General features: G+C 73.6%; 20 protein-coding genes. 9 read left to right on the plus strand and 11 right to left on the minus strand.

What is annotated here, in order from left to right; translation table 11 throughout:
• Positions 1–204: 204 nt before the first annotated feature.
• Both AC3CHW_RS00745 and AC3CHW_RS00750 read right to left on the minus strand, forming a co-directional pair.
• Positions 205–1,281 carry a cupin domain-containing protein gene (locus tag AC3CHW_RS00745; RefSeq protein WP_488469178.1) on the minus strand — a complete coding sequence of 359 codons (1,077 nt, stop codon included), beginning with the start codon at positions 1,279–1,281 and terminating at the stop codon, positions 205–207.
• A 130-nt stretch (positions 1,282–1,411) separates the two neighbouring features.
• A complete protein-coding gene (locus AC3CHW_RS00750; RefSeq protein WP_488469179.1) occupies positions 1,412–2,599 on the minus strand; it encodes an FAD-dependent monooxygenase in 1,188 nt (395 codons plus the stop codon).
• A 429-nt stretch (positions 2,600–3,028) separates the two neighbouring features.
• Here AC3CHW_RS00750 and AC3CHW_RS00755 point away from each other — a divergent pair, with 429 nt between their 5' ends.
• Positions 3,029–3,847: an IclR family transcriptional regulator gene (locus AC3CHW_RS00755; protein WP_488469180.1), complete on the plus strand. Its 819-nt coding sequence runs from the start codon at positions 3,029–3,031 to the stop codon at positions 3,845–3,847.
• Positions 3,848–3,929: 82 nt separating this feature from the next.
• On the opposite strand, the gene AC3CHW_RS00760 is transcribed toward AC3CHW_RS00755, so the two are convergent.
• Positions 3,930–4,175 (minus strand): hypothetical protein, encoded by a 246-nt coding sequence (locus tag AC3CHW_RS00760; protein WP_176165639.1) that lies wholly within the window; start codon positions 4,173–4,175, stop codon positions 3,930–3,932.
• Between the two features lie 186 nt (positions 4,176–4,361).
• Entirely contained in the window at positions 4,362–4,598 is a 237-nt protein-coding gene (locus AC3CHW_RS00765) for a hypothetical protein (protein ID WP_176165638.1), read from the minus strand.
• 229 nt (positions 4,599–4,827) lie between these two features.
• Here AC3CHW_RS00765 and AC3CHW_RS00770 point away from each other — a divergent pair, with 229 nt between their 5' ends.
• The gene (locus AC3CHW_RS00770; protein ID WP_398611047.1) at positions 4,828–5,172 is read left to right on the plus strand and encodes a hypothetical protein; all 345 of its coding nucleotides are present in this window, start codon (positions 4,828–4,830) and stop codon (positions 5,170–5,172) included.
• Between the two features lie 363 nt (positions 5,173–5,535).
• On the opposite strand, the gene AC3CHW_RS00775 is transcribed toward AC3CHW_RS00770, so the two are convergent.
• On the minus strand, positions 5,536–6,450 hold the full coding sequence (locus AC3CHW_RS00775) for a lytic polysaccharide monooxygenase auxiliary activity family 9 protein (protein WP_187063902.1): 915 nt from the start codon (positions 6,448–6,450) through the stop codon (positions 5,536–5,538).
• Between the two features lie 767 nt (positions 6,451–7,217).
• Between AC3CHW_RS00775 and AC3CHW_RS00780 the strand changes: the two genes are divergently transcribed.
• Positions 7,218–7,664, plus strand: a complete 447-nt coding sequence (locus AC3CHW_RS00780) for a YchJ family protein (protein WP_176165635.1) — start codon at positions 7,218–7,220, stop codon at positions 7,662–7,664.
• A gap of 79 nt (positions 7,665–7,743) precedes the next feature.
• Here AC3CHW_RS00780 and AC3CHW_RS00785 read toward each other — a convergent pair whose 3' ends face one another.
• Both AC3CHW_RS00785 and AC3CHW_RS00790 read right to left on the minus strand, forming a co-directional pair.
• On the minus strand, positions 7,744–8,688 hold the full coding sequence (locus AC3CHW_RS00785; protein WP_488469181.1) for an SAM-dependent methyltransferase: 945 nt from the start codon (positions 8,686–8,688) through the stop codon (positions 7,744–7,746).
• Positions 8,689–8,690: 2 nt separating this feature from the next.
• Positions 8,691–9,635 carry a helix-turn-helix domain-containing protein gene (locus AC3CHW_RS00790; protein WP_387595094.1) on the minus strand — a complete coding sequence of 315 codons (945 nt, stop codon included), beginning with the start codon at positions 9,633–9,635 and terminating at the stop codon, positions 8,691–8,693.
• A gap of 166 nt (positions 9,636–9,801) precedes the next feature.
• Between AC3CHW_RS00790 and AC3CHW_RS00795 the strand changes: the two genes are divergently transcribed.
• Positions 9,802–10,431 carry a hypothetical protein gene (locus AC3CHW_RS00795; protein WP_176165632.1) on the plus strand — a complete coding sequence of 210 codons (630 nt, stop codon included), beginning with the start codon at positions 9,802–9,804 and terminating at the stop codon, positions 10,429–10,431.
• Positions 10,432–10,451: 20 nt separating this feature from the next.
• Here the strand turns inward: AC3CHW_RS00795 and AC3CHW_RS00800 are convergent, their stop codons facing one another.
• Positions 10,452–11,360, minus strand: coding sequence for a LysR family transcriptional regulator (locus AC3CHW_RS00800; protein ID WP_187063908.1), 909 nt, complete (start codon positions 11,358–11,360; stop codon positions 10,452–10,454).
• 101 nt (positions 11,361–11,461) lie between these two features.
• Here AC3CHW_RS00800 and AC3CHW_RS00805 point away from each other — a divergent pair, with 101 nt between their 5' ends.
• The 5 genes from AC3CHW_RS00805 (at position 11,462) to AC3CHW_RS00825 (ending at position 17,999) form a co-directional block, all read left to right on the plus strand.
• Positions 11,462–12,751: an MFS transporter gene (locus AC3CHW_RS00805; RefSeq protein WP_488469182.1), complete on the plus strand. Its 1,290-nt coding sequence runs from the start codon at positions 11,462–11,464 to the stop codon at positions 12,749–12,751.
• A 165-nt stretch (positions 12,752–12,916) separates the two neighbouring features.
• The gene (locus AC3CHW_RS00810; protein WP_488469183.1) at positions 12,917–13,858 is read left to right on the plus strand and encodes a hypothetical protein; all 942 of its coding nucleotides are present in this window, start codon (positions 12,917–12,919) and stop codon (positions 13,856–13,858) included.
• Between the two features lie 572 nt (positions 13,859–14,430).
• The gene (locus tag AC3CHW_RS00815; protein WP_488469184.1) at positions 14,431–15,387 is read left to right on the plus strand and encodes a hypothetical protein; all 957 of its coding nucleotides are present in this window, start codon (positions 14,431–14,433) and stop codon (positions 15,385–15,387) included.
• Positions 15,388–15,556: 169 nt separating this feature from the next.
• Positions 15,557–17,008 carry an amino acid permease gene (locus AC3CHW_RS00820; protein ID WP_488469185.1) on the plus strand — a complete coding sequence of 484 codons (1,452 nt, stop codon included), beginning with the start codon at positions 15,557–15,559 and terminating at the stop codon, positions 17,006–17,008.
• 61 nt (positions 17,009–17,069) lie between these two features.
• Positions 17,070–17,999 carry a GNAT family N-acetyltransferase gene (locus AC3CHW_RS00825; protein WP_488469186.1) on the plus strand — a complete coding sequence of 310 codons (930 nt, stop codon included), beginning with the start codon at positions 17,070–17,072 and terminating at the stop codon, positions 17,997–17,999.
• Between the two features lie 80 nt (positions 18,000–18,079).
• Here AC3CHW_RS00825 and AC3CHW_RS00830 read toward each other — a convergent pair whose 3' ends face one another.
• The 3 genes from AC3CHW_RS00830 to AC3CHW_RS00840 form a co-directional block, all read right to left on the minus strand.
• The gene (locus AC3CHW_RS00830; protein ID WP_488469187.1) at positions 18,080–18,922 is read right to left on the minus strand and encodes an endonuclease I family protein; all 843 of its coding nucleotides are present in this window, start codon (positions 18,920–18,922) and stop codon (positions 18,080–18,082) included.
• Between the two features lie 314 nt (positions 18,923–19,236).
• Positions 19,237–20,700 (minus strand): MATE family efflux transporter, encoded by a 1,464-nt coding sequence (locus AC3CHW_RS00835; protein WP_488469188.1) that lies wholly within the window; start codon positions 20,698–20,700, stop codon positions 19,237–19,239.
• Positions 20,701–20,706: 6 nt separating this feature from the next.
• The gene (locus AC3CHW_RS00840) at positions 20,707–21,735 is read right to left on the minus strand and encodes a cysteine synthase family protein (protein WP_488469189.1); all 1,029 of its coding nucleotides are present in this window, start codon (positions 21,733–21,735) and stop codon (positions 20,707–20,709) included.
• Positions 21,736–21,744 lie beyond the last annotated feature (9 nt).

The following is a 21,744-nucleotide window of genomic DNA, read 5'->3' on the forward strand; positions in this document are numbered from 1 at the left end:
CGGATATCTACGTCAAGTTGACCAACACGCCGACCAGTTGATCACCCACAGGAGGTAGCTCAGGGATGAGCGTGCCGGGATCGTCGCCACGCGGCGACCCATACGACGCGACGGGCGACGCCCCGTGATGCCCTGTGATGTGCCGCGATGTGCCGCGATGTGCCGTGAGGCGGCGAAAGCCCCGCGCGCCGGCCGGAGTTCGGTTCACCGGCGTGCGCCGGGGCGTGGCGGGGGTGGCGCGGCGCGGGCGAGGCCGAGGCGTTCGAGGACGGGCGCGTCGCTGAAGCGGAAGAGGTCCAGGCTCGCTCCCGCCGCCTCGGGCTCGCGGGAGTCGGCCGCCTCGATCGCCAGCTCGGTCCAGGAGGGGACGGCCACCAGGTCGCCGCGCCCGACGGGGTGGCGCCGACCGTCCAAGGTGAGGGTGCCGGAACCCGCGAAGACCTGCCAGACGCTGGAGCCCGCCTCGCGGGTGGGCGCGCCGCGCGCTCCCGCGGCGAACCGGTGGGCCTCCAGCCGGATGGTGGTCAGGGCGTCGCCGCCGGTGGCGGGGTTGGTGAAGCGGACCGCGGCGTGGCCCGGCTCGACGCCGGCGGCCAGGTCGAGTTGGGCGGTGAACGCGGCGTCGGTGTGCTCCCAGCGGTAGGCGATCAGCGGCGAGTGCGCGGGTTCCGGCACGCCCAGGGGGCGCAGTCCGGGGTGTGCCCACAGCCGCTCGGCCCGGGAGCGCTCGGGCGTGGAGCGGTCGTCCAGGCCGTCCGGCCCGTACTCGAAGAACCCGGCGTCCACGTGGTGCACGAAGGGGATGTCGAGTCCGTCCAGCCAGGTCATGGGGGTGGAGCGGGGGTTGTGGTGGGCGTGGAAGCACATGCCGGGTGTCAGCAGCAGGTCGCCCCTGCGCATGGCGACCGGGTCGCCGTCCACGACGGTCCACACGCCCTCGCCCTCCAGGACGAAGCGGAACGCGCTCTGGCTGTGTCGGTGCGGCGGTGCCACCTCGCGCGGCCCCAGGTACTGGATGGCCGCCCACAGGGTCGGCGTGGCGAAGGGTTGCCCGGCCAGGCCGGGGTTGGCCAGCGCGATGGCGCGGCGTTCGCCGCCTCGGCCGACCGGGACCAGGTCGCCGGCGCGCGCCGCGAGGGGGTGCAGCCGGGCCCAGTGCCACAGGTGCGGGACGGCGCGCGGGGTGGGCGTCGGCGGCATCAGCCCCTCGCGGACCGTCCACAGCGGGACCAGGCCGGCCCGTTCGAAGTCCTGGTAGAGGCGTTGCTCCTCGGGGGTCATGGGGCCTCCTGCGCTCGGTGGGCGGGAGCGGCGCGCGGCGACCGGCGTGGGGTGGCACGCTGTCGGCGCCGGCGACGGACACGGCAGGGCCGCTCGGTCGCTCGCGTGGTGCGGTGGTGTGGGCGGGCGCTCAGCGGGTGGGACGTTGGTAGAGCCAGTCCAGGTCGGTGTAGTCGTCGGGGGCGCGGCGGGCGAAGAGGCGGTCCCGTAGGGCCGGGATGACCGGGCCGTCGTCGTGCCACACCTCGCCCCAGGCGCGGGCCAGGCGTTGCACGGTCGCGGTTCTGGGGATGCGCTCGGCCTGGTAGGCGGCGAACGCGGCGGGGGCCTTCCCGTCGTGCGCCGCCAGGTGGCGGGCCAGACACTCGGCGTCCTCGATGGCCTGGCAGGCACCCTGGGCGAGGTACTGGAGCATGGGGTGGGCCGCGTCGCCGAGCAGGGTGACGCGGCCCGTGGTCCAGTTGTCGATCGGGGCCCGGTCGTACATCGGCCAGCGGCGATGGGTGCCGAGCAGGGCGACCGCCGCGCGCACCTGCTCGGCGCCGTCGGCGAAGTGTTCCCGCAGTTCGTCGGCGGTGCCCCAGTCGTCGCTGGCCGCGATCTCGGGCCGGTAGCGGCGGCTGCGGAAGACCGCCACCTGGTTGTGCAACTCGCCGCGTCGTATGGGGTACCGCACCAGGTGCTTGCCTGGTCCGATCCAGATGAGCTCGTCGTCGGGCCGCACGCTGTCGGGCAGGTCGCCGGCCGGGACGGTGCCGCGGTAGGCGACGTACCCCGCGCACAGCGGCGCGTCGTCGGCCACCAACGCGCGGGTGCGCGACCACAGGCCGTCGGCGCCGACCACCGCCTCGCACGCGTACGTCTCGCCGTCGGCGAACCGCACGGTCGCCGACTCGCCCTCGGCGTCGCGCACCTCGACGACCTCGCGCCCCGACTCCAGGGTGACGCGTTCGTGCGCGCGGCAGGCGGCGAGCAGGATGTCGAGGAGGTCGCCGCGGTGCAGCACGGTGTACGGCTGGCCGTAGCGTGCCCGGAAGGCGTCGCCGAGGTCGACGGTGGTCAGCCGGCGGCCGGTGTCGGCGTGGAGGAAGACCAGGTTGCGGGGGTAGACGGCCACGGCGGCGAGGTCGGGGCCGAGGTCCAGCGCGGAGAGCACGCGCAGGGCGTTCGGGGCGAGTTGGATGCCGGCGCCCAACTCGCCGAAATCCGGGGCCTGTTCCACGACGTGGACGTCGAACCCCGCCCGGGCCAGGCAGAGGCCGGCGGTCATGCCGCCGATGCCGCCGCCGATGATGAGAAAGGGAACGCGTACGCCCACTCCTACCTCCCGTTGGCCCTCCGGGACACCGACCGGCGCCGCTCCCCCGGGGTTCGCGTGGAGCTACGAGCCGGCGTGTGGCCGGGCGCACGTCCATCCCCCGCGTGGGCGCGCACCCGGCACGTGGGCGGCGCTGCCGCCGTCCGCCCCGTGTCGGACGCCGTGGCGCACCACCGCTCCTGGCGGTCCGCATCGCGACCGGCGCCGACCAGCGCCGGTTCGTCACCCCCGCCCCGGCCGACCCGATGGCCGCCGACCGGTGTCCGAGGAGGCGATGAGGGCTCAACTGCTCGTGTAGATCGGCGCGTTACGTGTCACGATGAGGAACACCGACCCGGATACTGCTACATGTTGACGGGAGTCGCAAGAGCACCCTCGGCCGTCCACAGCCCTACGGAACCCGGGGTCCCCTGCGCTACGGTGCAGTCCATGAACGCGGAGGAGGCGGAGACCCTGGAGCCGGCCGGCGAGCGGGAGTCGGAGTCGGCGGCGAGCCGCCCGGCGGGGTTGATCGGGGCCGTCGACAACGTGCTGCGCCTGCTGCGCCTGTTCGAGGAGCACCAGGTGATCCGCGTCAACCAGATCAGCCGCGACATGGGCCTCTCCCGCTCCACCGTGCACCGCCTGCTCTCGACGCTCGGCTACCACGAGTTCGTCGAGCAGGACACGCACTCGCGCGCGTACCGCCCGGGGCCCGCACTGGTGGACATCGGCCTGTCCGTGGTGCGGAATATGGACATCCGCTCGATGGCGCGCAGCTCGCTCGTGCGGCTACGGGACGAGACGGACGAGACGGTGCACCTGGCGACGCGGCGTGGCACGCGGATGCTGTACATCGACAGCGTCGAGAGCGAGCAGACCGTGCGGGTCAGCAGCCGGATCGGCTGGAGCCTGCCCGCGCACGCCACGGCGGCGGGCAAGGTGATGCTGGCCGAGCTGAGCGAGGAGCAGTTGGTCGCGCTCTACCCGTGCGAGCAGCTCGACGCCCCCACCGAGCGCGCCCCGGCCACGCGGACGGCGCTGCGCGATCACCTCGACGCGGTGCGCGGGTGTGGGTACGCGGTCAACCACGCCGAGAGCGAGGACGACGTGAGCGCGGTGGGCGCGGCCATTCGTGACCGGGCCGGCCGGGCCATCGCCGCCCTGGTGGCCACGGCCCCCAAGTCCCGTGCGGACGAGGCGTGGCTCGCGGCGACGGCGCGGGCCACGCTCCGTGTGGCATCGGAGCTGACCGCGCGGACGGGGTAGCCACCCGCCCACGGGGTCGCCCCCGGTGCGGCGGCCACGGCCGCCCGGGGGGGCAGCGGCGGGCCCGCCCGTCGCTCCCGGGTCAGAGCAGGTGCTGAAGGGTCCAGGTGAACTGGTCGCCGCCGACCCACCGGATGACGTCGGGGTCCTCCAGGTCGAGATGGCGTACGCCCAGTTGCTGGGCGATCTCGATCACGTCCACCACCGACCTGGCCGTTCCCGCCACCTCCCCGCCGACCTCCACCAACCGAAACGGTGGGCTGCCCGGCTGCACGGGCAGCACGACGAAACGAGGGGCCGAGATGTGCGGGCTATCACGTTCGGTCATGTCTCCACGGTGCCGCCTCTTCGCCCCTCGCGCACACCGACGAGCGGGCCTCGCGACCAGCCCGCCCCACGGGGCCGGACCGGAGGGCGTCGGCGACCGCCCCTCCCCCACACCGGCGGCCGGCCGAGCGGTCACGTGATCCAACCGCCACCGCGCGCCCGGCGTGCCCGGCGGGGGGCGCCGGCCTCAGCGCGGGGGCGCGTCCAGCCACGCGTCGGGGCCGCCGCCGTGCCACTCGACCACCTCGGGGTCGTCCAGGGCGATGCGGTCCTCGGGCACGCCGGCGCGTCGCATCATCCGCAGCACCTCGTCCGGCTCGACCGCCACCCCCACGTCGCGCCCGTCGATCGTCACCCGGCGCCGCCCGTCCAGCGGCGCGTCCACGACCACGCGCGGCGCCCCGCGCCCATTCGTCTCGTTCATGCCTCCAGCCTGCGATGCCGCGCCAGCACACGCATCCCGGCGGGCGGCCGGGCCCGGTGCGCGTGCGCGGTCGCCCGCGAGGGCCGTCGCGCTGGGCGCCCCGGGCCGCGCGGCGACGGGTGGCCGGAAAGGGTCGGCGCGCGGTTCCTGGCACCCCTTTGGCGGGATCGTCGCCCCTGCTCGGCGTGGTTCGCGTCGCACGCATTCGAACAGTCGTATCATTCTCGGCATGGCCGAAACGTTTGAGTTTCCTCGCGATCTTCTGGCAGCCCAGGAGGAGCTGCATCAGGTCCGTGCCCGGTTGCTGGCGCTCTACGAGCGGTTGCCCTGGTCCGTGGAGCCGGCGCCCGGCTTCAGGGACCAGGACCTGTGGCGCCCCCGCGAACGGCCGGACTCCCCGGGCTGGTCCGAGCAGGAGCGTACCGAGGTGGCCGAGTTGCGCGAGCGCGAGCTCGCCCTGGCCACGACGGTGAGCCAGCACCCGTTCTGGGCCACGCTCAGCGGCCCGCGGGTGCCGGCCGGGCGCATGGCGCTCAAGCACGCGCACGAGCAGCCGGCGAGCGAGAGCGCCTGAGCCGCCCGCGAGGCCGACCGCCCCCGCGCCCGGCGCGTGATCGCGGCTGGCGCCGGTGCGGGGGCGGCCGGGCGCGAGCGCGCCGTTGCCCGGCCGTGGGGTCGGGCAGCGCGCGTCGCGCGGGAGGGGGCGAGGGCCGGCGCGTCGGCGAGGCCCGGGGAGCGGCCGTGGAGGCCGCCACACAGGCGGGCCTGGCCGCGGCGCCGGGCGCCCGCCCCCTGGCGGAGCCCGCGGCTTGGCTCACGCCGCGCGCCGCTGGCCGGCTGTCGGTCCGGCCAGCGGCTGGTGGGCGCTGGACGCGCCCGGGTGGGGCCGGCGCGCAGGAGGTGACGCGCCGACCCCGGGCCCGATGGGCCGGTGGGATCAGGCCGTCTTGCGGCGGCGGAACATGATGAAGCAGGCCGCCGTGATGCCGACGGCCGCCGCGCCCGCGATGGTCTGCGGGACCGTGCTGCCGTCGCCCGCCGCGGCGGCGGTGTTCTCGGCGTTCAGGGCGACCTTGCCGTCCTGGGCGGCGAGCTTGTTGGACGCGGCCTGCTCACCGGGCAGGTCACCGCCGTGGCCGTGGTGGGTCACGGTCGACTTGTCGGCACCCGCGTCGATCTCCTGCTGCGTCGGGGCCTTGGCGGCGACCTGGGCGGCCTGGCCGAAGACGACGTCGGAGCAGCTGTAGAAGGCCTCGGCGCTGTCGTTGCGCTGCCAGACCTTGTAGAGCATGTGCCGGCCGCTGCGCTCGGGCAGGGTGCCGGAGAACTCGTACCAGCCGCTGGGCGCGGTGCGGGCGGTGCCGGCCTTGGCGACCGGAGCGGTCTCCAGGTCGGACCACTTGAGGGGCTTGGTGGGGTCGTAGCCCGGCTTGGTGATGTACACGGTCATGGTGCCGGGGTGGGCGGCGGTGACGCGGTAGCGGAAGTTGATCGCCCCGGAGGAGACCTTGGTCGCGGGCCAGTCGGTACGGGCCCAGTCGAGCGCCTTGTACTTCTCACGGTTGGCCGAGCACAACTTGCCATCCGGGATCAGCCTCTGGTGCTGGCCGTTGGCGTTGGCGATGTTCACCTCGTTCCAGTCGTAGAGCGGCTGGGTGCCGCTCGTCGCGACGAGGTCCTTGCACACCTGCGTCTTGGGGTTCTCCGGGCCCTCGGCGTAGCAGGTGGCGACGCGACTGACCGGGCCGAACATCGTGCCGTGGGCGCTGGCCTGACCGGGCGTGAAGGTCACGAGCAGCGCGGACGCGGCGCCGACCGCGCCCAGGGAGGCGGCCTTGCGTCGAACGGACATCGGGGGCTCCATTCTCCAACTTGGGGGGGGAACACAAGTGAAAAACGATCTACAGGCAGGGGACATCGCACAGCCCCCAGGGGCGTAGCGCGCTGGGACGCAGCACGTCACGGCTTCCCGGAGGTCATTCAGAGGCAGGGTCGCATTGGCCTAGACCATCCACAAGAGTCGTGCACATGGCAATCCGGAAGGGTCCTCCGGCGGCTGGATCTTTGCGCTCGTTTCGCGGCCGACGCGAAGACCGTGCTCACCACACCGACTTCGCGGGGATTTCCGCACGCCAACCGGCACTTACCGGGCTACCGCCGGCCTCCGGGGCCAGCGTCAGGCCGGCGACTGATCGTTCGTGAGGTGACCAGCGGTCGCCTCATGTTGACGCATAAACGACGTGCTCCGGGCCCGGCCGACACCCCTCGCGCCACCCGCGCCCCGACCCCGCCCACGCCGCTGGCCAGGCGCGCGACGCGCGGACGCCGCACGGGCGTGCGGGGCGCGGGCGTGCGGGCGCGGGGGCCTCGCGTCACCTGGAATACCGAGCCGATCACCGACTCCTGTCGGCTGCTCGTCCCGCACGACGAGCTCCGCGAGGACGCCGACGAACAGCTCCACGGCGGCTGGCCGATGATCCTCTCCGGCCTCAGGACCTGGCGCGAGACCGGCGAGCGCCTTCACCACGCCCGGATCGCCGAGGTACCCCTGACGCCGGCCCGCACGGACCCGCGCCGGGCCGGGCCCGGGCGGGGCGACGGGGTGGCGACAATGGGGGGATGGCGAAGAAGAGCGCGCGCCGGCGACCGGCGACCGGACCGACGACCGAGCCCCAGGTGGGGCCCGCATCCCCGTGCCCCTGCGGGCTGGCCGCCTCCTACCGCGCGTGCTGCGGCAGCCTGCACACCGGGCACACCACGGCCGCCACCGCGGAGCGGCTGATGCGCTCGCGCTACAGCGCGTTCGTCGTCCGCGACGCCGCGTACCTGCTGCGGAGCTGGCACTCCAGCACCCGCCCCGGCGGCATCAGCTTCGAGCCGGCCCAGCGGTGGACCGGCCTGGAGGTCCTGCGCACCACGGGCGGCACCGCCTTCCACACCGACGGCACCGTCGAGTTCCGGGCACACTTCACGGTGCGCGGCCACGCGCACAGCCAGCACGAACTGAGCCACTTCGTCCGCGAGGACGGGCACTGGGTCTACCTGAGCGCCGCCGAGGACCGCTGACGGCTCACCCGCGAGGCCACGGCCCGCACGAGCGCGCCAGCCGCCCCCACGCCGTCAGGGCTTGCCGGCCACCGCACCGTCAGGGCTTGCGGGCCACCGCGCCGTACATCGAGACGTCGGCGTCCGGGACGCGTGCGCCGGCGCCCGGGTCGGGGCGCCAGCGGTGGATCGGCGCCACCCCCGGCTCGACCAGGTCGAGCCCGTCGAAGAAGCGTTCGGCGTCGGCCCTGGTGCCCTGCCGCAGGGCGACGCCCGACTGCCGGTAGACCTCGGCCGCGCGGGCCATCCGCGCGGGAGCGAAGTCCGTCGTCGCGTAGGACAGTGCCAGGTACGAACCGGCGGGCAGGGGCCGCAGCAGCTCGCGCACGATCGCGTACGGGTCGTGCCCCGGCGGCAGGAAGTGCAGCACGGAGATCAGCGTCAGCGCCACCGGCCGCGTCAGGTCGAGCGTCTCGCGCACCTCCTGGGAGGCCATGATGGCCGCGGGGTCGCGCAGGTCGCCGTGGAGGTAGCTGGTGCGGCCCTGCGGGGTGCTGCGCAGCAGGGCGTGCGCGTGGGCCAGCACGATGGGGTCGTTGTCCACGTAGACCACCCGCGCCTCGGGCGCCGCGCCCTGGGCGACCTGGTGCAGGTTGGGCTCGGTGGGGATGCCGGTGCCGATGTCGAGGAACTGGGTGACGCCGGCCGTCCGGGTGAGGTATTCGACGGCCCGGTGCAGGAACGCCCGGTTGGTGCGGGCGATCGTACGAGCCGTCGGCAGGACCTCGAGGACGCGCTCGGCCGCCTCCCAGTCGGCCGGGTAGTTGTCCTTGCCGCCGAGGAAGTAGTCGTACATCCGCGCCGCGTGCGCCCGCCCGTAGGTGGCGCCGGGTTCCTGCGGCGCGGGGGCCGTCGGGGGTGGCAGCGGCGCCGGGTCGGTGGCGAGCGCCGACTCCGCCGCGACGACCGGCGTGGCCTGCTGGCCGGGTGGGGCGGGTGCGGGCGGGGTGTCCTGCGCGGTGGTCTGCGGCGGCTCGTGCGTCACCGTCATCCTCCAGTGCCGTGGGGGGCGTCGCTCCAGTGTGCGTGAAGCTCCCCCAGCCGGTCGCGCGAGGCACTCGCCTGCAGTGCCTGGGCACACAGGTGGTCCAAGGCCGCCTGGTAGCGCGCGACGTGCTCGCGCTTGGTGTCGATGCTCGGTGCGGTGAGCCCGTTCTCGCTGGAGACGATGTCGGGCAGCTCCCGCGCGCGGACCCGGAAGACGGTGAAGGCCCCGGCCCCGGCGGCGACGTGCGGGCCGAGTTCGTACGGCATGAGCTGCAGGGTCACGTGCGGCAGCGCGGACAGTTCCAGGAGGCGCGCGACCTGGTCGCCCATGACCTTGGGGCCGCCGACCGGCCAGCGCAGCACGGTCTCGTCGAGCACGATCCACAGCCGCGGGGGCTCCTCGCGGCGCAGCAGCGCCTGCCGTCGCATCCGCAGCTCCACCCGGCGCTCGGTGCGCTCCGGGTCGGGCGCGGTCAGCGGGTCGTCGGCGTGCAGCAGGGCCCGGGCGTACTCCTCGGTCTGGAGCAGGTCGGGCACGTGTTGCGGAGCGTAGCCGCGTATGAGCTGGGCGGCCTCGTCGAGCCCGATGCGCGTGCGCAGCCACTCGGGGGCCACGTCCCGGTAGGGGTGCCACCAGCTCGGCTGGCTGGCCTCGTCCGCGAGGCGCTGGACGGCCTCGGCCTTCTCGCGCGCGGTCACGCCGTAGCAGTCGAGGAGCGCCATCAGGGAGGCGCGCAGGTAGCGCGTGGCCTGGCCGGCCTCCATGCGCCGGATCGTCGCCTCGCTGACTCCCACCGCCCTGGCCGCTTCCAGGTACGACCTGCCCGCGCTCTCGCGGAGCTCCTTGAGCTGGGCTCCCAGGATCTGCCGAAGCACCTCTGGGGGATCGCCGGCGGCCAATCCGTCCCTCCTCGCTGAACTGCAATTTGCAAACTGGACTTGCATTCTGACTTTTTCCCTCACCATAGTGGGTGGTGGTCTGGAGCACATGAGATGGAGACGCACGCACCCGCCAGGCCCCGCGCCCGCCGTTCCGGACGGGCTCACCCACTCACGCGCCTTCCCCCAGCGGCAGTGACCACCCGCCTACGGGAAGGCTCCCGGAGGACACATGGCCCGCTATCCCGCCCGAGAGCGGCTGGCGCATTGGTTCTCGCAGGGCGGCCACCCGCGCCGACCAGCGCTGACCCCCGAACGGGCCGACGCAGCCGAACGGTGGATCAGCGCTTCGCATCCACGCCCCGAACGGCTCGCGGCAGAATGGCAGCGCCCGCCGCGGAACACCGCGCTGGTGCCCGCCGGCTGCGGCTGGGACGCCGTCGCCGTGCCCTGCACGCTGGCCGCGGCGGCGGCCGACGAGCTGACCGCCGAGCAGCGCGCCGACCTGGAGGGCGTACCGCTGCTGTGCGATCTGGACTGCCAGCTCGTCTACATCCCCGTGGCCCTCGGCAGCGCGGACCGCTGGGGAGACCCGGCCGTCACGGTGCTCAGCCACGACGACTGGCTGGTGATGCCCCACCCGCGCCACCCACCGGCCGGGCACCGCGCCCTGTGGCTCTCGCTGCCCGACGGCAGTGGGCGGCTGGCCGACGTGCGCGTGCTGCGCCTGGCCGTCGCGCAGGCCCGCGCCCGACAGCGCGCCGCGCGCCCGCTGGTGCACACCGCCCCCCGCGCCTACGTGCCACGGGGGCCGGTTCCGCCGCAGCGCACCGCCGGCTGCGGCGAGCTCGGCTACCGCTAGCGTCCGCGTCCTCGAGTCGCTCACCGGTTGACCAGCGGTCCCAGTTCCTGGGCCAGGGCGATGGTGAGGGCGCGGAAGACGCGTACCTCCGGGTTGGCGTCGTTGGCCCGGACGGCGAGGCAACTGCTCTCCCACGGCGCGTCGAGCACCGGCACGTACACGGCGCCCGGCCATCCGTAGTACCGCGCGAACGACTTGAGCCCCGAGCCGGCCGCGCGCCCGGTGATGACTCCGGTCAGCACCTCCTGCGGGGTGAGCGCGAAGTCCCTGCTGCGGCGCTGCGCCTCGTCGTTGAAGTAGAGGTAGTCGGCGAAGGGGCGCGGGGTGTGCGACGGCAGTCGGAAGAAGGGCAGGTCCGCGATGTCCGCGACGCGCACGCCGCTCGCGCGGGCGTCCGCCAGCGGTGACGCCTCGGGGACGACCACGATCCGCTGCTCGGTGGTCAGGACGTCGGCCGTGACCCGCTCGTCGTCCGGCATGGGGCGTACGAAGGCCACGTCCACGCTGTCCTCGATCAGCGCCGTGACGTGCTCGGTGAAGTCGAGTTGCCGCAGTTCGACGGGGACTTCGGGGCGGGCGCGCCGGTAGGCGTTGATCGCGGCCGGCGTCAGCTCCGCCGAGCCGTGCCCCATGATCCCCACCCGGAGCGGGCGGACGACGTCGGCCTCCTTGTCCTGGACCAGTTCGGCCATGTCGTCCATGGCGGCGTTCGCCGCGGCGAGCAGCCCGCGGGCGTGGCCGACCAGCCGGGCGCCGGCCGGGGTCAGGGAGACCGGGTTGCGGTGCAGCAGCCGGGTGCCCACCTCGCTCTCCAGCCGCCGCACGTGCTGGGTGACGGCGGGCGGGGAGAGGAAGAGCCGGGCCGCGGCCCGTCCGAAATGTCCCTCCTCGACAACCGCCAGGAACGACGACAGCAGGCGAAGGTCCATACCGGCAACCATAGAGAGGTCCCGGTGCGCGCGACGACCCGCCTTCACCATTCGTGAAGGCGGGCGGCACGGCACGCACGCGCACCCGTACAACTGAGCGCATGAGCGCCACCACACATCACGACAAGACGCGCGGCCGATGGCGGTCGCCGCGTCCCGCGCGGCCGGGCACGGCGTCGCGCTATGGGCTGCGTACGGCCTGGGTCATGATGGCCTCGGGCTGGAGCGCCAACCAGTTCTCCGCGCTGCTCGGCGCCTACCGCTCCCACCTGGGCCTGTCCGAGTCCACCGTGACGGGCCTGTTCGCCGTGTACGTCGTCGGCCTGGTGCCGGGGCTGCTCGTCGGCGGGCCGCTCGCCGACCGTCACGGGCGCCGCCCGGTGGCGCTGGTCGCGCTGGGGGTGAACCTGGCCTCGTCCGTCTTCCTCATGGTCGGCAGCACCGCGCACTGGCTGTTGCTGCCGGGCCGGTTCCTCACCGGCGTGGGGGCCGGGGCGCTCCTCGCGGCGGGCAGCGCGTGGGTCAAGGAGTTGTCGTCCCCGCCGTTCGTCGCCGAGGCGGCGCCGGCCGCGGCGGCCAAGCGCGCGGGCCTGTTCGTCTCGGCGGGCTTCGCCTCCGGCGGCCTGGTCGCCTCCATGATCGCGCAGTGGGCGCCGCACCCGCTGGTGACCGCCTACCTGCCGCACCTGGTGCTGGCCAGCGCGGCCGGCCTCGCCGCGCTGCCCGTCCCCGAGTCACGGCAGCCGCGCCCGACGGCCACCGCGCGACCGACCGCGCCCGCCGCGCCCGCCGCCACCGGGCCGGGCGCCCCCGCGCCGTCCACGTCCGCGTACGGGCGCCGGTTCCTGCGCGCCGTGGTACCGCTGGCGCCCTGGGTGTTCGCGGCGCCCGCCATCGGCTTCGCCACGCTGCCCGGCCTGGTGGACGACGGGCTGTCCGGCTGGCAGACGGTGTACGCGGGCATCATGACGGCCGTCGTGCCGGGTGCCGGACTCGTCGTGCAGCCGCTGGCCCGGCGGTTGGCCGCCCGCAGTCGGCTGGCCACCGCCGCCATCGGGATGCTGGTCACGACGGTGGGGCTGGCGCTGGCGGCGCCGGCCGCCGCCCTGGAGCAACCCGCGCTCGCGCTGGTCTCGGGCGCGCTGCTCGGCGCCGGGTACGGGCTCGCGCTCACCTACGCCCTGACGGAGGTCGCGGCCCTGGCCCCGCCCGACCGGCTGGCCCGGCTCACGGCGTACTTCTGGACCACGGCCTACGTCGGGATGTTCACGCCGTACGTGATCGCGCTGCTGTCCGGCACGTTCGGGATGACCACGCTGCTGCTGACGGGCGCGGTGTTGGCGGTGGTGACGTGCGGGGGGTTGCTCTGGCTCAACCGCGACGAGGAGTGAGGGCCCCTCAGCGGGCGCGCGGCGGGTGACACGGCCGCCGCGAAGGTCGCGGGCGTCGGGGCCGGGCTCCGGCGCCCGCGCCGCGTGTGCGGGCGGGGGCGAACCCGTGGGCGGTCGGGGCGGCGGCGGTATTCTTGGCCGGTCCACACACAGAGGAGCACGCCGATGACCCAGCCTCCCAACGAGCCTCCGCACGGCGGCTTTGGCGCGCCCCCTCCCCCACCGCCGGACCCCCGGCAAAACCCCCAACAGCCCGCCGCGCGACCGCCGCAGCCGGGCCACGAGTACGGCCAGCCGCCGGCCGCCCCCGCCTACGGCCAACCGCCCGGCTACGGACAGCCGCCGCAGGGCGGCCCGGCCTCGCCGTACGGGCAGCCGCAGCCGGGGCCCTACGGAGCGCCGCAGCAGCCGGGCCCGTACGGGCAGCCGCAGCAGGCCCCCGGCCCCTACCAACAGCCGGGCCCCTACGGCGCGCAGCAGCCCACTCCGTACGGGCAGCCGCAGCAGCCGTACGGCGGCGGCTATCCGGCGCCGCCGGGCGGTGGGCGCGGCCAGCGCAGGACGGCGCTGATCGTCGGCGCGGTCGTCGCCGCGCTGCTGGTGATATCCGGCGGCGTCTACTTCGCCACCCGCGATGACGACGGCGACGGGAAGAAGCCGGTCGCGGGGCCCAGCACGGACGCCACGGCGACCGCGACGCCCAGCACGGAGCCGTCCGGGACCCCGACCGACGCGCGGCCCAGCGACGATACCTACCCGAGCCCGAGCGCGTCGGACGTCCCCGACCTCGGCCCGACGGGCACGGGGATCGAGGGCGTGTGGCGTTCGTCCAAGGACGGCCGGATGCTCGCCATGGCCAAGAGCACCCAGAGCGGCGCGAACAGGAGCGGTGCCGCGCTGGTCAAGGGCGACCTGTCGTGCAAGGGGTTGCGCGAGGAGCGCACACCGGGGAAGACCTGGCGACTCGCGCTGCTGTGTGAGCGCGGCGGCAAGCAGGACAAGAGCCTCGGCGGCGATGTCACGCTCGACGGCGACACGGTCACGGTGGACTGGGACAGCGAGGCGACCGAGACCTTCGACCGCTTCCAGGACTTGACCGGAAGCTGACGCAACCCCCTGGCCACGGCCCGTCGGTGCCCCGCGCACCGGCGGGCCGTTCCGCTGTCGACCGCACCGCCGTCGCCCCGCCCGGACGCGGCCCCGCGCGGTCGGATTCCCGGAGCCGCGCCCGGCCCCAGGGGCGGCGGCGTGCGACGCCTCGCTCCGGGCCCGACCTCGCACGGCGGGGTCGGGCCGCGCTTTCCGCCCGCGCCTGCCCAGGCTTTCGACCGCCGTACGCCGCGTGCGCGCGGGGCCCCGCGCGAATGACGGGGCCGCGGCGGTCAAGGGCGCGAAAGGCGTTCGCCCTTCAACAAAAGCCACCCGGCGTCGCATATGCCAAACACATAATTCGCGTCAGCTTATGACAGCCAAGCCGGATCGGCCCGTACCAACTGCCCCTTGCCGGCCGGTAACTGGCGGGAAACCAGCGCATTCCGGTGACCCGTTTCCGTCCGTTGTGATGCTGAGTAAGGTGTGGCCTCTGCCGCCCGTCGAACCGGTGCGATTTCGGGTCCGAATTCGGCGCGAGCGGCGGGGAGTGGGTGGGTGGCGTCGTCGATGAGGAACGGCAGGGGAGCATGTCCGCGGGCGCGTTCGAGGGGCAGTACGTGTGGCATCCGGCGGCCGACGACCGCGAACTCGCCAGCGCCTGCGTGGACGTTCGGGCGGGGCGCTACTGGAGCGCGCGCGAGGTACTCAGGGACGCCCGCGACGACTTCGGGCTGCGCGCCCACCGCTCGCTCGTCCTGGCCTCCGAGGCGGCCGACTCCGACCTGACGGAGCGCTGGTTGTCCGAGGAGCCCGGCCCCGAGGTGGCGTTACTGTGGGCCCGGGTGGCGGTGTTACGCGCCGCGCGGGCCGCCGAGGGCAACGACCGCAGGGCCATCGCGCTGGACCGCATCGCCACCGCCGCGTGCGAACGGGCCGCCGAGATGGCCCCGCACGACCCCACGCCCTGGACCGCCCTCCTGGGCCTCGCCCACCTGCACCAGGCGCGCGACCCCGCGCCGCGCGGCCTGCTCACCGCTCCCCCGGGCCCCTGGTACCTGTTCGCCCGCATCCTGCGGCTCGACCCCTGGCACCGCGAGGCCCACCACCGGTTCCTGGCCTTCTTCTTCACCCGCAACGGCGGCTCGGCCAACGCCGCCTGGGACGTGGCGGCCTTCCTCGGGCAACGCGCGCCCGCCTCGTCGGCACTGCGCCTGTTGCCGCTGGTCACCCTGGCGGAGGGACACGACCCGGCCTCCCCGCTGGCGGACCGGGTCTGGGAGGAGCCGCAGTGGAGAACCACCGCCCTCAGCGTCTACCAGTACTGGTTCCCGCACGCGGCGACCTACCGCTTCACGCCCGTCCTCGACCTGGCCTACCTGGCCCACGCGCTCTTCATGGCCGGGCGGGCGTTCGAGGCCCGGGCCGTCCTCACCGCCATGGGGCCCTACGCCTCGCGCATGCCGTGGAGCCTGTTCGGCGATCCGGAGACACACCTCACCCGGGCCCGGCGACACTGTGGCCTGCCGGTGCCCGGCGCGCCCTGAGCGACCCCGGCGCATTCGCCGCGCGGCGCACCACTCACCTTGCGGCGAGGTATTTCCCCTCTCCCCCAGAAAGGTCGCTGTTGTGTCAGAACCCGCATTTCTCGCTCGTACGAAAATGCGCCGCCCGGCACCTCCGGAACCCTTTGACGACGATGCGACGCTGCATGCGATGGGATATCCGCGCAAACTGACCCGGCGCTTTCGGGCCTTCGACAACTTCGCGATATCGTTCACCATCATCAACATCATCTCGGGCATCTTCTCGTCATTCGGTTTCGGTATGGCCGCCGGTGGTCCGCGCGTTCTCGTGTTCGGCTGGATCGCGGTCTCCGTCATGGTGCTCTTCGTGGGTGCCTCGATGGCCGAGATCGCCTCCGCGTATCCGACGAGCGGCGCGCTCTACTTCTCCGCGGGAAAGCTCGCCAAGCGCCACCGCGGGGCCTGGTCCTGGTACACGGGCTGGTTGAACTTCGTCGGCCAGGTCGGCGGGACCGCGGCGACCGGTTACGCGGCGGCCACCTTCATCCAGGCGTTCCTGGCGATGCAGTGGCCCTCGTACCAGGTGACGGAGCAGCGCACGGTGCTGATCACCGCCGTCATCCTGCTGGTGCAGGCGCTGGCCAACACGTACACGGTGCACCTGGTGGCCGTCATGAACCGGATCTCGGTGTGGTGGCTGCTGGTCGGGATGGTCGTGATCGTCGTCGTCCTCGCGGTGGAGCCCTCGCACCACCAGTCGGCCTCGTTCGTCACGCATTTCGTCAACGACACGGGATTCACCAACGCGCTGTACGGCGGAATGCTGGGCCTCCTGGTGACCAGTTGGACCTTCACCGGATTCGACGGCAGTTTCCACATGTCCGAGGAGACGGTGCGGGCGACCGTCAATGCGCCACGGGGCATCATGCGGGCCATCGGCTACTCCGCGGTGACCGGCCTGATCCTCATGCTCGCGCTGGTGTACACGATCCGTGACTACGACAAGGAGGCGGGGGCGGCGGCGCCGCCGGTGCAGATTCTCGTGGACGCGTTGGGCACCGGCACGGCCAAGGTGTTGTTGCTCATCGTGATCGGAGCGATGCTCTTCTGTGGCCTGGCCAACATGACCAGTAACACCCGTCAGATCTTCGCGTTCTCCCGGGACGGCGCGATGCCCGGCTCCCGGTGGTGGCACTCGGTCTCGCCGCGCACCCGCACCCCCGTCAAGGCCGTGTGGCTGGCCGCCGCCTGCTCGTTGGTCCTCGTCATCCCCGGCTGGTGGTCGCACACGGCCTTCACGGCGGTCGTCAGCGTCAACGTGGTCGGCCTCTTCCTCTCCTACGCGGTGCCGATCTTCCTGCGGCTGCGGCTCGACGACTTCCAGCCCGGGCCCTGGCACCTGGGCCGGTGGGGCAAGGTGGTCGGGCGGGTCGCCGTGACCTGGATCGTGATCAGCAGCGTGCTCTTCATGCTGCCGCACGCCTCCCCCATCACGGCGACTTCCTTCAACTACGCCCCCATCGCCCTCGCCGTGGTGCTCCTGATCGCTACGGTGTGGTGGTTCGCCAGTGCCCGCCGCCGCTTCCAGGGCCCGGTCAGCTACGGCCGCCCCGACGAAGTCGCCGCCATGGACCTGATCTGAGCCGCGTGACCACCGGCCGCCCAGCACGGCCGACTCTCCACGGGAAGGGACACCCAGCACGATGGACCCGCTCGACACAGCACGCCCCGAAGACGCCCAGGGCCCGGACCCGGTGGGCGCCGGGACGCCGCCGGCCCCGCACGACGTCGCCCGACTGAGCGTGGCCAGCGCCTCGTTGACGGACTGGTACCAGGTGGCCGAGTGGGCGGCGGCCGAGGGATGGAACCCGGGGCATCGGGACGCGGACTGCTTCCACGCCACCGATCCGGCCGGCTTCTTCATCGGGCGCCTCGACGGCGAGCCCGTCTCGGCGGTCTCGGTCGTCAACTACTCCGACGCCTACGCCTTCCTCGGCTTCTACCTGGTCCACCCCGACCACCGGCGCCGCGGGCTCGGCCTGGCCACCTGGCGGGCCGCGATGCCGCACGCGGGGAACCGGCTGGTCGGCCTGGACGCGGTGCCCGCGCAGGAGGCCACCTACCGGCGCTCGGGGTTCACCGCCGTGTACCGGACGACCCGCTACGCGGGCGTGCCCGAGCGCGCGCGGGTGTCCGACGCCGAGGTCGTGCCGGTCGGCCGGGACCACGTCGCGGCCATCTCCGGCTACGACCGCGCGTGCTTCCCCACCGAGCGGGGCGCCTTCGTTAAGCGCTGGTTGACGACCGGCGGGCACGCCGCGTACGTCTGGCTGGACCGTGGGCACGTCGCCGGCTACGGAGTGATCCGGCCCGCCCGCGACGGTCGGCGCATCGGGCCGCTGTTCGCCGACAGCCGGCGGGGCGCCGAGGCGCTGTTCGACGCGCTCACCTCCCACCTCGATCCCGGTGAGAAGGTCTACGTGGACGTGCCGGACCCGCAGCCGGAGGCCGGCGCGCTGGTGACCGCCCGCGGGCTGCGGCCGGACTCGGTGACCGCCCGGATGTACACCGGGCCGGCGCCGGAGACCGCGATGGCCGCCACGTACGCGGTCACCAGCCTCGAACTCGGCTGACCCGCGCCACCACGCGCGAGGCGCCCCGGCCGGTGGCCGGGGCGCCCGCACGCGCGGCAGTGTGCGCCGGTGTTGTCCGGTCACTTCCAGATATCGTCGACCCACTCGGGGTGGTCGATGAACGGGTTCCGGTTGTGCTGGTACTCGTCGAATATGACCTGGTTGCGCCGCTTCTCGAAGTCGCTCGGGGCGTCCTCCGCGCTCCACTTCTTGAGCACGGAGAGCCGACCCAGGAACGGGTTGGAGCCGTTGCCCACCTTGTCGTTGACCTCCAGGTCGGCGAAGCCGTCCTCGCCCTCGTAGCGCACGGCCATGTAGAAGATCATGCGGGCCACGTCGCCCTTGACCTCGTCGCGCGGCTCGAAGGAGTCCCCGTCGGTCAGGTTGCCCGGCGCCTCCTCGACCTCGCTGCCGCCGAGGTCGAAATCCTTGTTGCCGCGGGTGCTGTTGACCGACACGTCGGTCGGGCGCAGGTGGTGGATGTCGGTGCCAGGGCCGGTTGCGGTGCCGAAGTCGCCGTGCGACTTGGCCCACACGTGCTCGCGGTTCCACTGGTCGGCGCCGCCGCCGTTGGAGTCCTTGCTCTGCGAGCGGCCGGTGTAGAGCAGGATGACGTTGGAGGGGTTGGCCGGGTCCTCGTCGGTGGCCTTGAGCGCGTCCCAGACCTGGCTGTAGGAGAGCTTCTCGGTGTCGGTGCTGATGATCTGGTGCAGCGCCGTCTTGAGGGACGCGCCGGTCTTGCCTATGGCGTCCTCGTAGTACGTGTCGTCGTACGCTCCGTACGCCGTCGTGACCTGCGTGGACTGGTGGTCACCGCGCGTAGAACCCGCGGCGAGTGCCGGGCTCTGTGCGACGAGAGCCGCGAGGGCCACACCGGTCAGCAGGGGCAGCGTCTGCCAGCGGGTAACTCGGCGGTAGCGCATGGTCGGTGTCCTCTCCCCGGAGCCGGGACGGCCACCGCGTCAATCCCGCACGCCGCCACCGCCCAGGCGAACTGTCGTTCGGCCGCAGGCAGCGTGGCACGCGTTCGATCAGGAGAGGTGAACGCCGTGAATCGGTTCGGTGGAGCCCTGCGGGCGGCCCGCTCCGTATGGGGACCTTTGGCGTGACTCGCCTGCCTCGCCACGGGGCGGCGCCGCCCGTCCGCGACACGCGGCCACCGCCTGAGCGGGCGGCTCGGGCGGCGGCTGCGTGACGCGGGCTGCCCGGGGAGCGCGTCCCCGAAGTTGACGGCGGTTCACGTCACTTCCGCCGGGTTGTCCGGCAGGAGTGCTCGCTCGCGGGAGCCCAGGGCGCGGCGGTAGCGGGCCAGCAGTAGGACGGCCGTCGTCGCCAGGCCGATGAGCAGCCCGAGCCAGATGCCGAGGGTGTCGGCGCCGGCGACGTACCCGAGCAGCGCCGCCGCGGGCAGACCCACGAACCAGTAGCCGACGACGGTGATCCGAAAGCCGCTCCTGGTGTCGTCGAGTCCGCGCAGCAGGCCGACCCCGATGTTCTGGGCGGAGTCGAAGAACTGCAGTACCGCGATCACGAACAGCAGGTCGCGCGCGATGTCCAGGGCCGCGTCGTCGTCGGCCGACCCGGCGTCGAGGAAGGGGCTGAGCACCAGGTCGGGCAGGGCGAGGTAGACGAGCGCGACCACCGTCATCACCGCGCCCGCGCAGCCGAGGGCGGTGTTCCTGAGCCGGCGGGCGGCGTGCGTGTGGCCGAGCGCCAGCTCCCGGCTGACGTTGATGGACGCGGCGTGCGAGAGGCCGACGGCGATCTGGAAGACGATGTAGACGAGTTGGTTGATCGCGGTGTGGGCGGCGAGGGCCGCGCTGCCGAAGCTGCCGGCCATGAGGGTGGTGACGGAGAAGAAGCCCGCCTCGGAGCCGTAGGTCGCCGCGATCGGCACTCCGAGCGTGGTCAGGGTGCGCAGCGTCGCGCGGTCAGCGCCGCGCGTCCGCCAGGTGATCAGTGGGGCCAGTACGGGGTCCCGCTTGGCGGCGGCCAGCAGGGCGAGGCAGGACAGCAGGTGGACGAGGGAGGTGGCCACGCCCACGCCGGTCAGGCCGAGTTCGGGCAGGCCCCAGGTGCCGTGGATGAGCACCCAGTTGAGTCCCGCGTTGACCGCCACCGAGGCCAGGGTGATCCGCAACAGCGCCTGCGGCCTGCGCATGCCGACCGTGAACTGGCGGATGGCCTGGAACCACAGACAGGGCAGCAGCCCGGGCGCGAGGGCGAGCAGCATGGACTGGGCCCGGTCCGCGACCCGCGCGTCCTGGCCGACCCAGGTCAGGCCCTGCCCGATGAGGATCATCAGGAGGGCCCCGACGACGCCGGTGAGCGTGGCGAGGACCAGGCTGGCCTGGACGATGCGCCGCACCTCGGCCGCTTCGCGCGAGGCTCCCGTACGGGCGGTACGCGGCGGTTCGGCCGCCCGATCGTTCTGGTCCCCCGGCGCCTCGGCGGCCTCGGCGCGGGCCGCGGCGGCGGCGACCTGGTTGCCCACGGAGGTGACCAGGCCGACGCCCATGGTGCGGAGCTGGTTGAAGATCACGATGGCCAGCCCGCCCGCGGCCAGGTCGGTCGTGCCGAGCAGCCCCATCATGACGGTGTCGGTGGTGGTCAGGGCGACCTGGGCGAGTTGGGTGAGGGCCAGCGGGACGGCGAGCGTGGCCAGGGCCCGGCCGTCCCGGAGCGCGGTGGTCAGCGACATCGCGCGTCAGTTCCCGCGGAGTTTGGTGAGGGTGGCATCGATCTCGTGCTCCACGGCGGGGTCGATGAGGCGTCGGGCGTGCATCCAGTCGTCGTCGAAGACGGTGTCCAGGTACTTCTCACCGCCGTCGTTGACCAGGGCGACGATAGTCGTGCCGGGCGGTGCGCTCGCCAGGTGGCCCAGTGCCACGTGCACCACGCCGCCGGCCGAGCCGCCGACGAGCAGCCCGGTCGACCGGGCGATGACGCGCGCGGTGGCGAAGGCTTCGATATCGCCGACCTTGACCCCCTCGTCGATCAGGGCGTAGTCGACGAGCGCGCCGACCTCGGCGCCCGCGGGCGTACCGGTTCCCGACTGGTAGTAGGCGTGGGCGGGCCCGCCGAAGGCGATGGAGCCCTTGGGCTCCACGCCGACGGTGCGGCAGTCGGGCACGGCCGCGCGCAGCTCGCGGGCGGTGCCGCAGAGCGCGCCGCCGGTGCCGACGGCGCCAATCAGTACGTCGATCCCGTCGCCGAGCGCGGCGCGCAGTTCGTGGGCGAGCCGGTGGTAGCCCACTCCGTTGGCCGGGTTGTTGTGCTGTTCGGTGAAGACCGTGTTGTCCTGGCCACGCGCGAGTTCCGCGGCCAACTCCTCGCGGGCGGCGGTGGCGAGTTCCTCGTTCTCCTCGTCCATGACGTAGACGAGTTCGGCGCCCAGCGCCCGCATGCCGCGTAGCTTGTCGGCGCAGGCGTGGCGGTCGACCACCGCGGTGAAGGTGTAGCCGCGCTCGGCGGCCAGCACGGCGAGGCCGAGTCCGGTGTTGCCCGAGGTGGATTCGACGATCCGGCCGCCGGGGCGCAGTTGGCCGCTCTCCTCGGCGGCCAGCACCATCTGCCGCGCCATGCGGATCTTGGCCGTTCCGGTCGGGTTGTACATCTCCAGCTTGAGCAGCAGCCGGCTGCCGGACGCGGTGCGGCACAGCTCGAACAGCGGCGTGTTCCCGATGAGGTCGGAGACGCGGGAGACCACGGCGGGGCGGTCGAGTGCCTCGTTCATGAGGGGCTC

This window comes from Streptomyces sp. MGP-BFMKR1 (assembly GCF_057766585.1).

Excerpts from the sequence above, each read along its gene's own strand:
- AC3CHW_RS00825 (WP_488469186.1), top strand. The coding sequence starts at position 17,070 with ATGGACCCGCTCGACACAGCACGCCCCGAAGACGCCCAGGGCCCGGAC.
- AC3CHW_RS00775 (WP_187063902.1), bottom strand. The coding sequence starts at position 6,450 with ATGTCCGTTCGACGCAAGGCCGCCTCCCTGGGCGCGGTCGGCGCCGCG.
- AC3CHW_RS00810 (WP_488469183.1), top strand. The coding sequence starts at position 12,917 with ATGACCCAGCCTCCCAACGAGCCTCCGCACGGCGGCTTTGGCGCGCCC.
- AC3CHW_RS00760 (WP_176165639.1), bottom strand. The coding sequence starts at position 4,175 with ATGACCGAACGTGATAGCCCGCACATCTCGGCCCCTCGTTTCGTCGTG.
- AC3CHW_RS00830 (WP_488469187.1), bottom strand. The coding sequence starts at position 18,922 with ATGCGCTACCGCCGAGTTACCCGCTGGCAGACGCTGCCCCTGCTGACC.
- AC3CHW_RS00755 (WP_488469180.1), top strand. The coding sequence starts at position 3,029 with ATGAACGCGGAGGAGGCGGAGACCCTGGAGCCGGCCGGCGAGCGGGAG.
- AC3CHW_RS00765 (WP_176165638.1), bottom strand. The coding sequence starts at position 4,598 with ATGAACGAGACGAATGGGCGCGGGGCGCCGCGCGTGGTCGTGGACGCG.
- AC3CHW_RS00820 (WP_488469185.1), top strand. The coding sequence starts at position 15,557 with ATGGGATATCCGCGCAAACTGACCCGGCGCTTTCGGGCCTTCGACAAC.
- AC3CHW_RS00835 (WP_488469188.1), bottom strand. The coding sequence starts at position 20,700 with ATGTCGCTGACCACCGCGCTCCGGGACGGCCGGGCCCTGGCCACGCTC.
- AC3CHW_RS00815 (WP_488469184.1), top strand. The coding sequence starts at position 14,431 with ATGTCCGCGGGCGCGTTCGAGGGGCAGTACGTGTGGCATCCGGCGGCC.
- AC3CHW_RS00795 (WP_176165632.1), top strand. The coding sequence starts at position 9,802 with ATGGCCCGCTATCCCGCCCGAGAGCGGCTGGCGCATTGGTTCTCGCAG.
- AC3CHW_RS00770 (WP_398611047.1), top strand. The coding sequence starts at position 4,828 with ATGGCCGAAACGTTTGAGTTTCCTCGCGATCTTCTGGCAGCCCAGGAG.
- AC3CHW_RS00805 (WP_488469182.1), top strand. The coding sequence starts at position 11,462 with ATGAGCGCCACCACACATCACGACAAGACGCGCGGCCGATGGCGGTCG.
- AC3CHW_RS00780 (WP_176165635.1), top strand. The coding sequence starts at position 7,218 with ATGGCGAAGAAGAGCGCGCGCCGGCGACCGGCGACCGGACCGACGACC.
- AC3CHW_RS00800 (WP_187063908.1), bottom strand. The coding sequence starts at position 11,360 with ATGGACCTTCGCCTGCTGTCGTCGTTCCTGGCGGTTGTCGAGGAGGGA.
- AC3CHW_RS00840 (WP_488469189.1), bottom strand. The coding sequence starts at position 21,735 with ATGAACGAGGCACTCGACCGCCCCGCCGTGGTCTCCCGCGTCTCCGAC.
- AC3CHW_RS00790 (WP_387595094.1), bottom strand. The coding sequence starts at position 9,635 with ATGCAAGTCCAGTTTGCAAATTGCAGTTCAGCGAGGAGGGACGGATTG.
- AC3CHW_RS00745 (WP_488469178.1), bottom strand. The coding sequence starts at position 1,281 with ATGACCCCCGAGGAGCAACGCCTCTACCAGGACTTCGAACGGGCCGGC.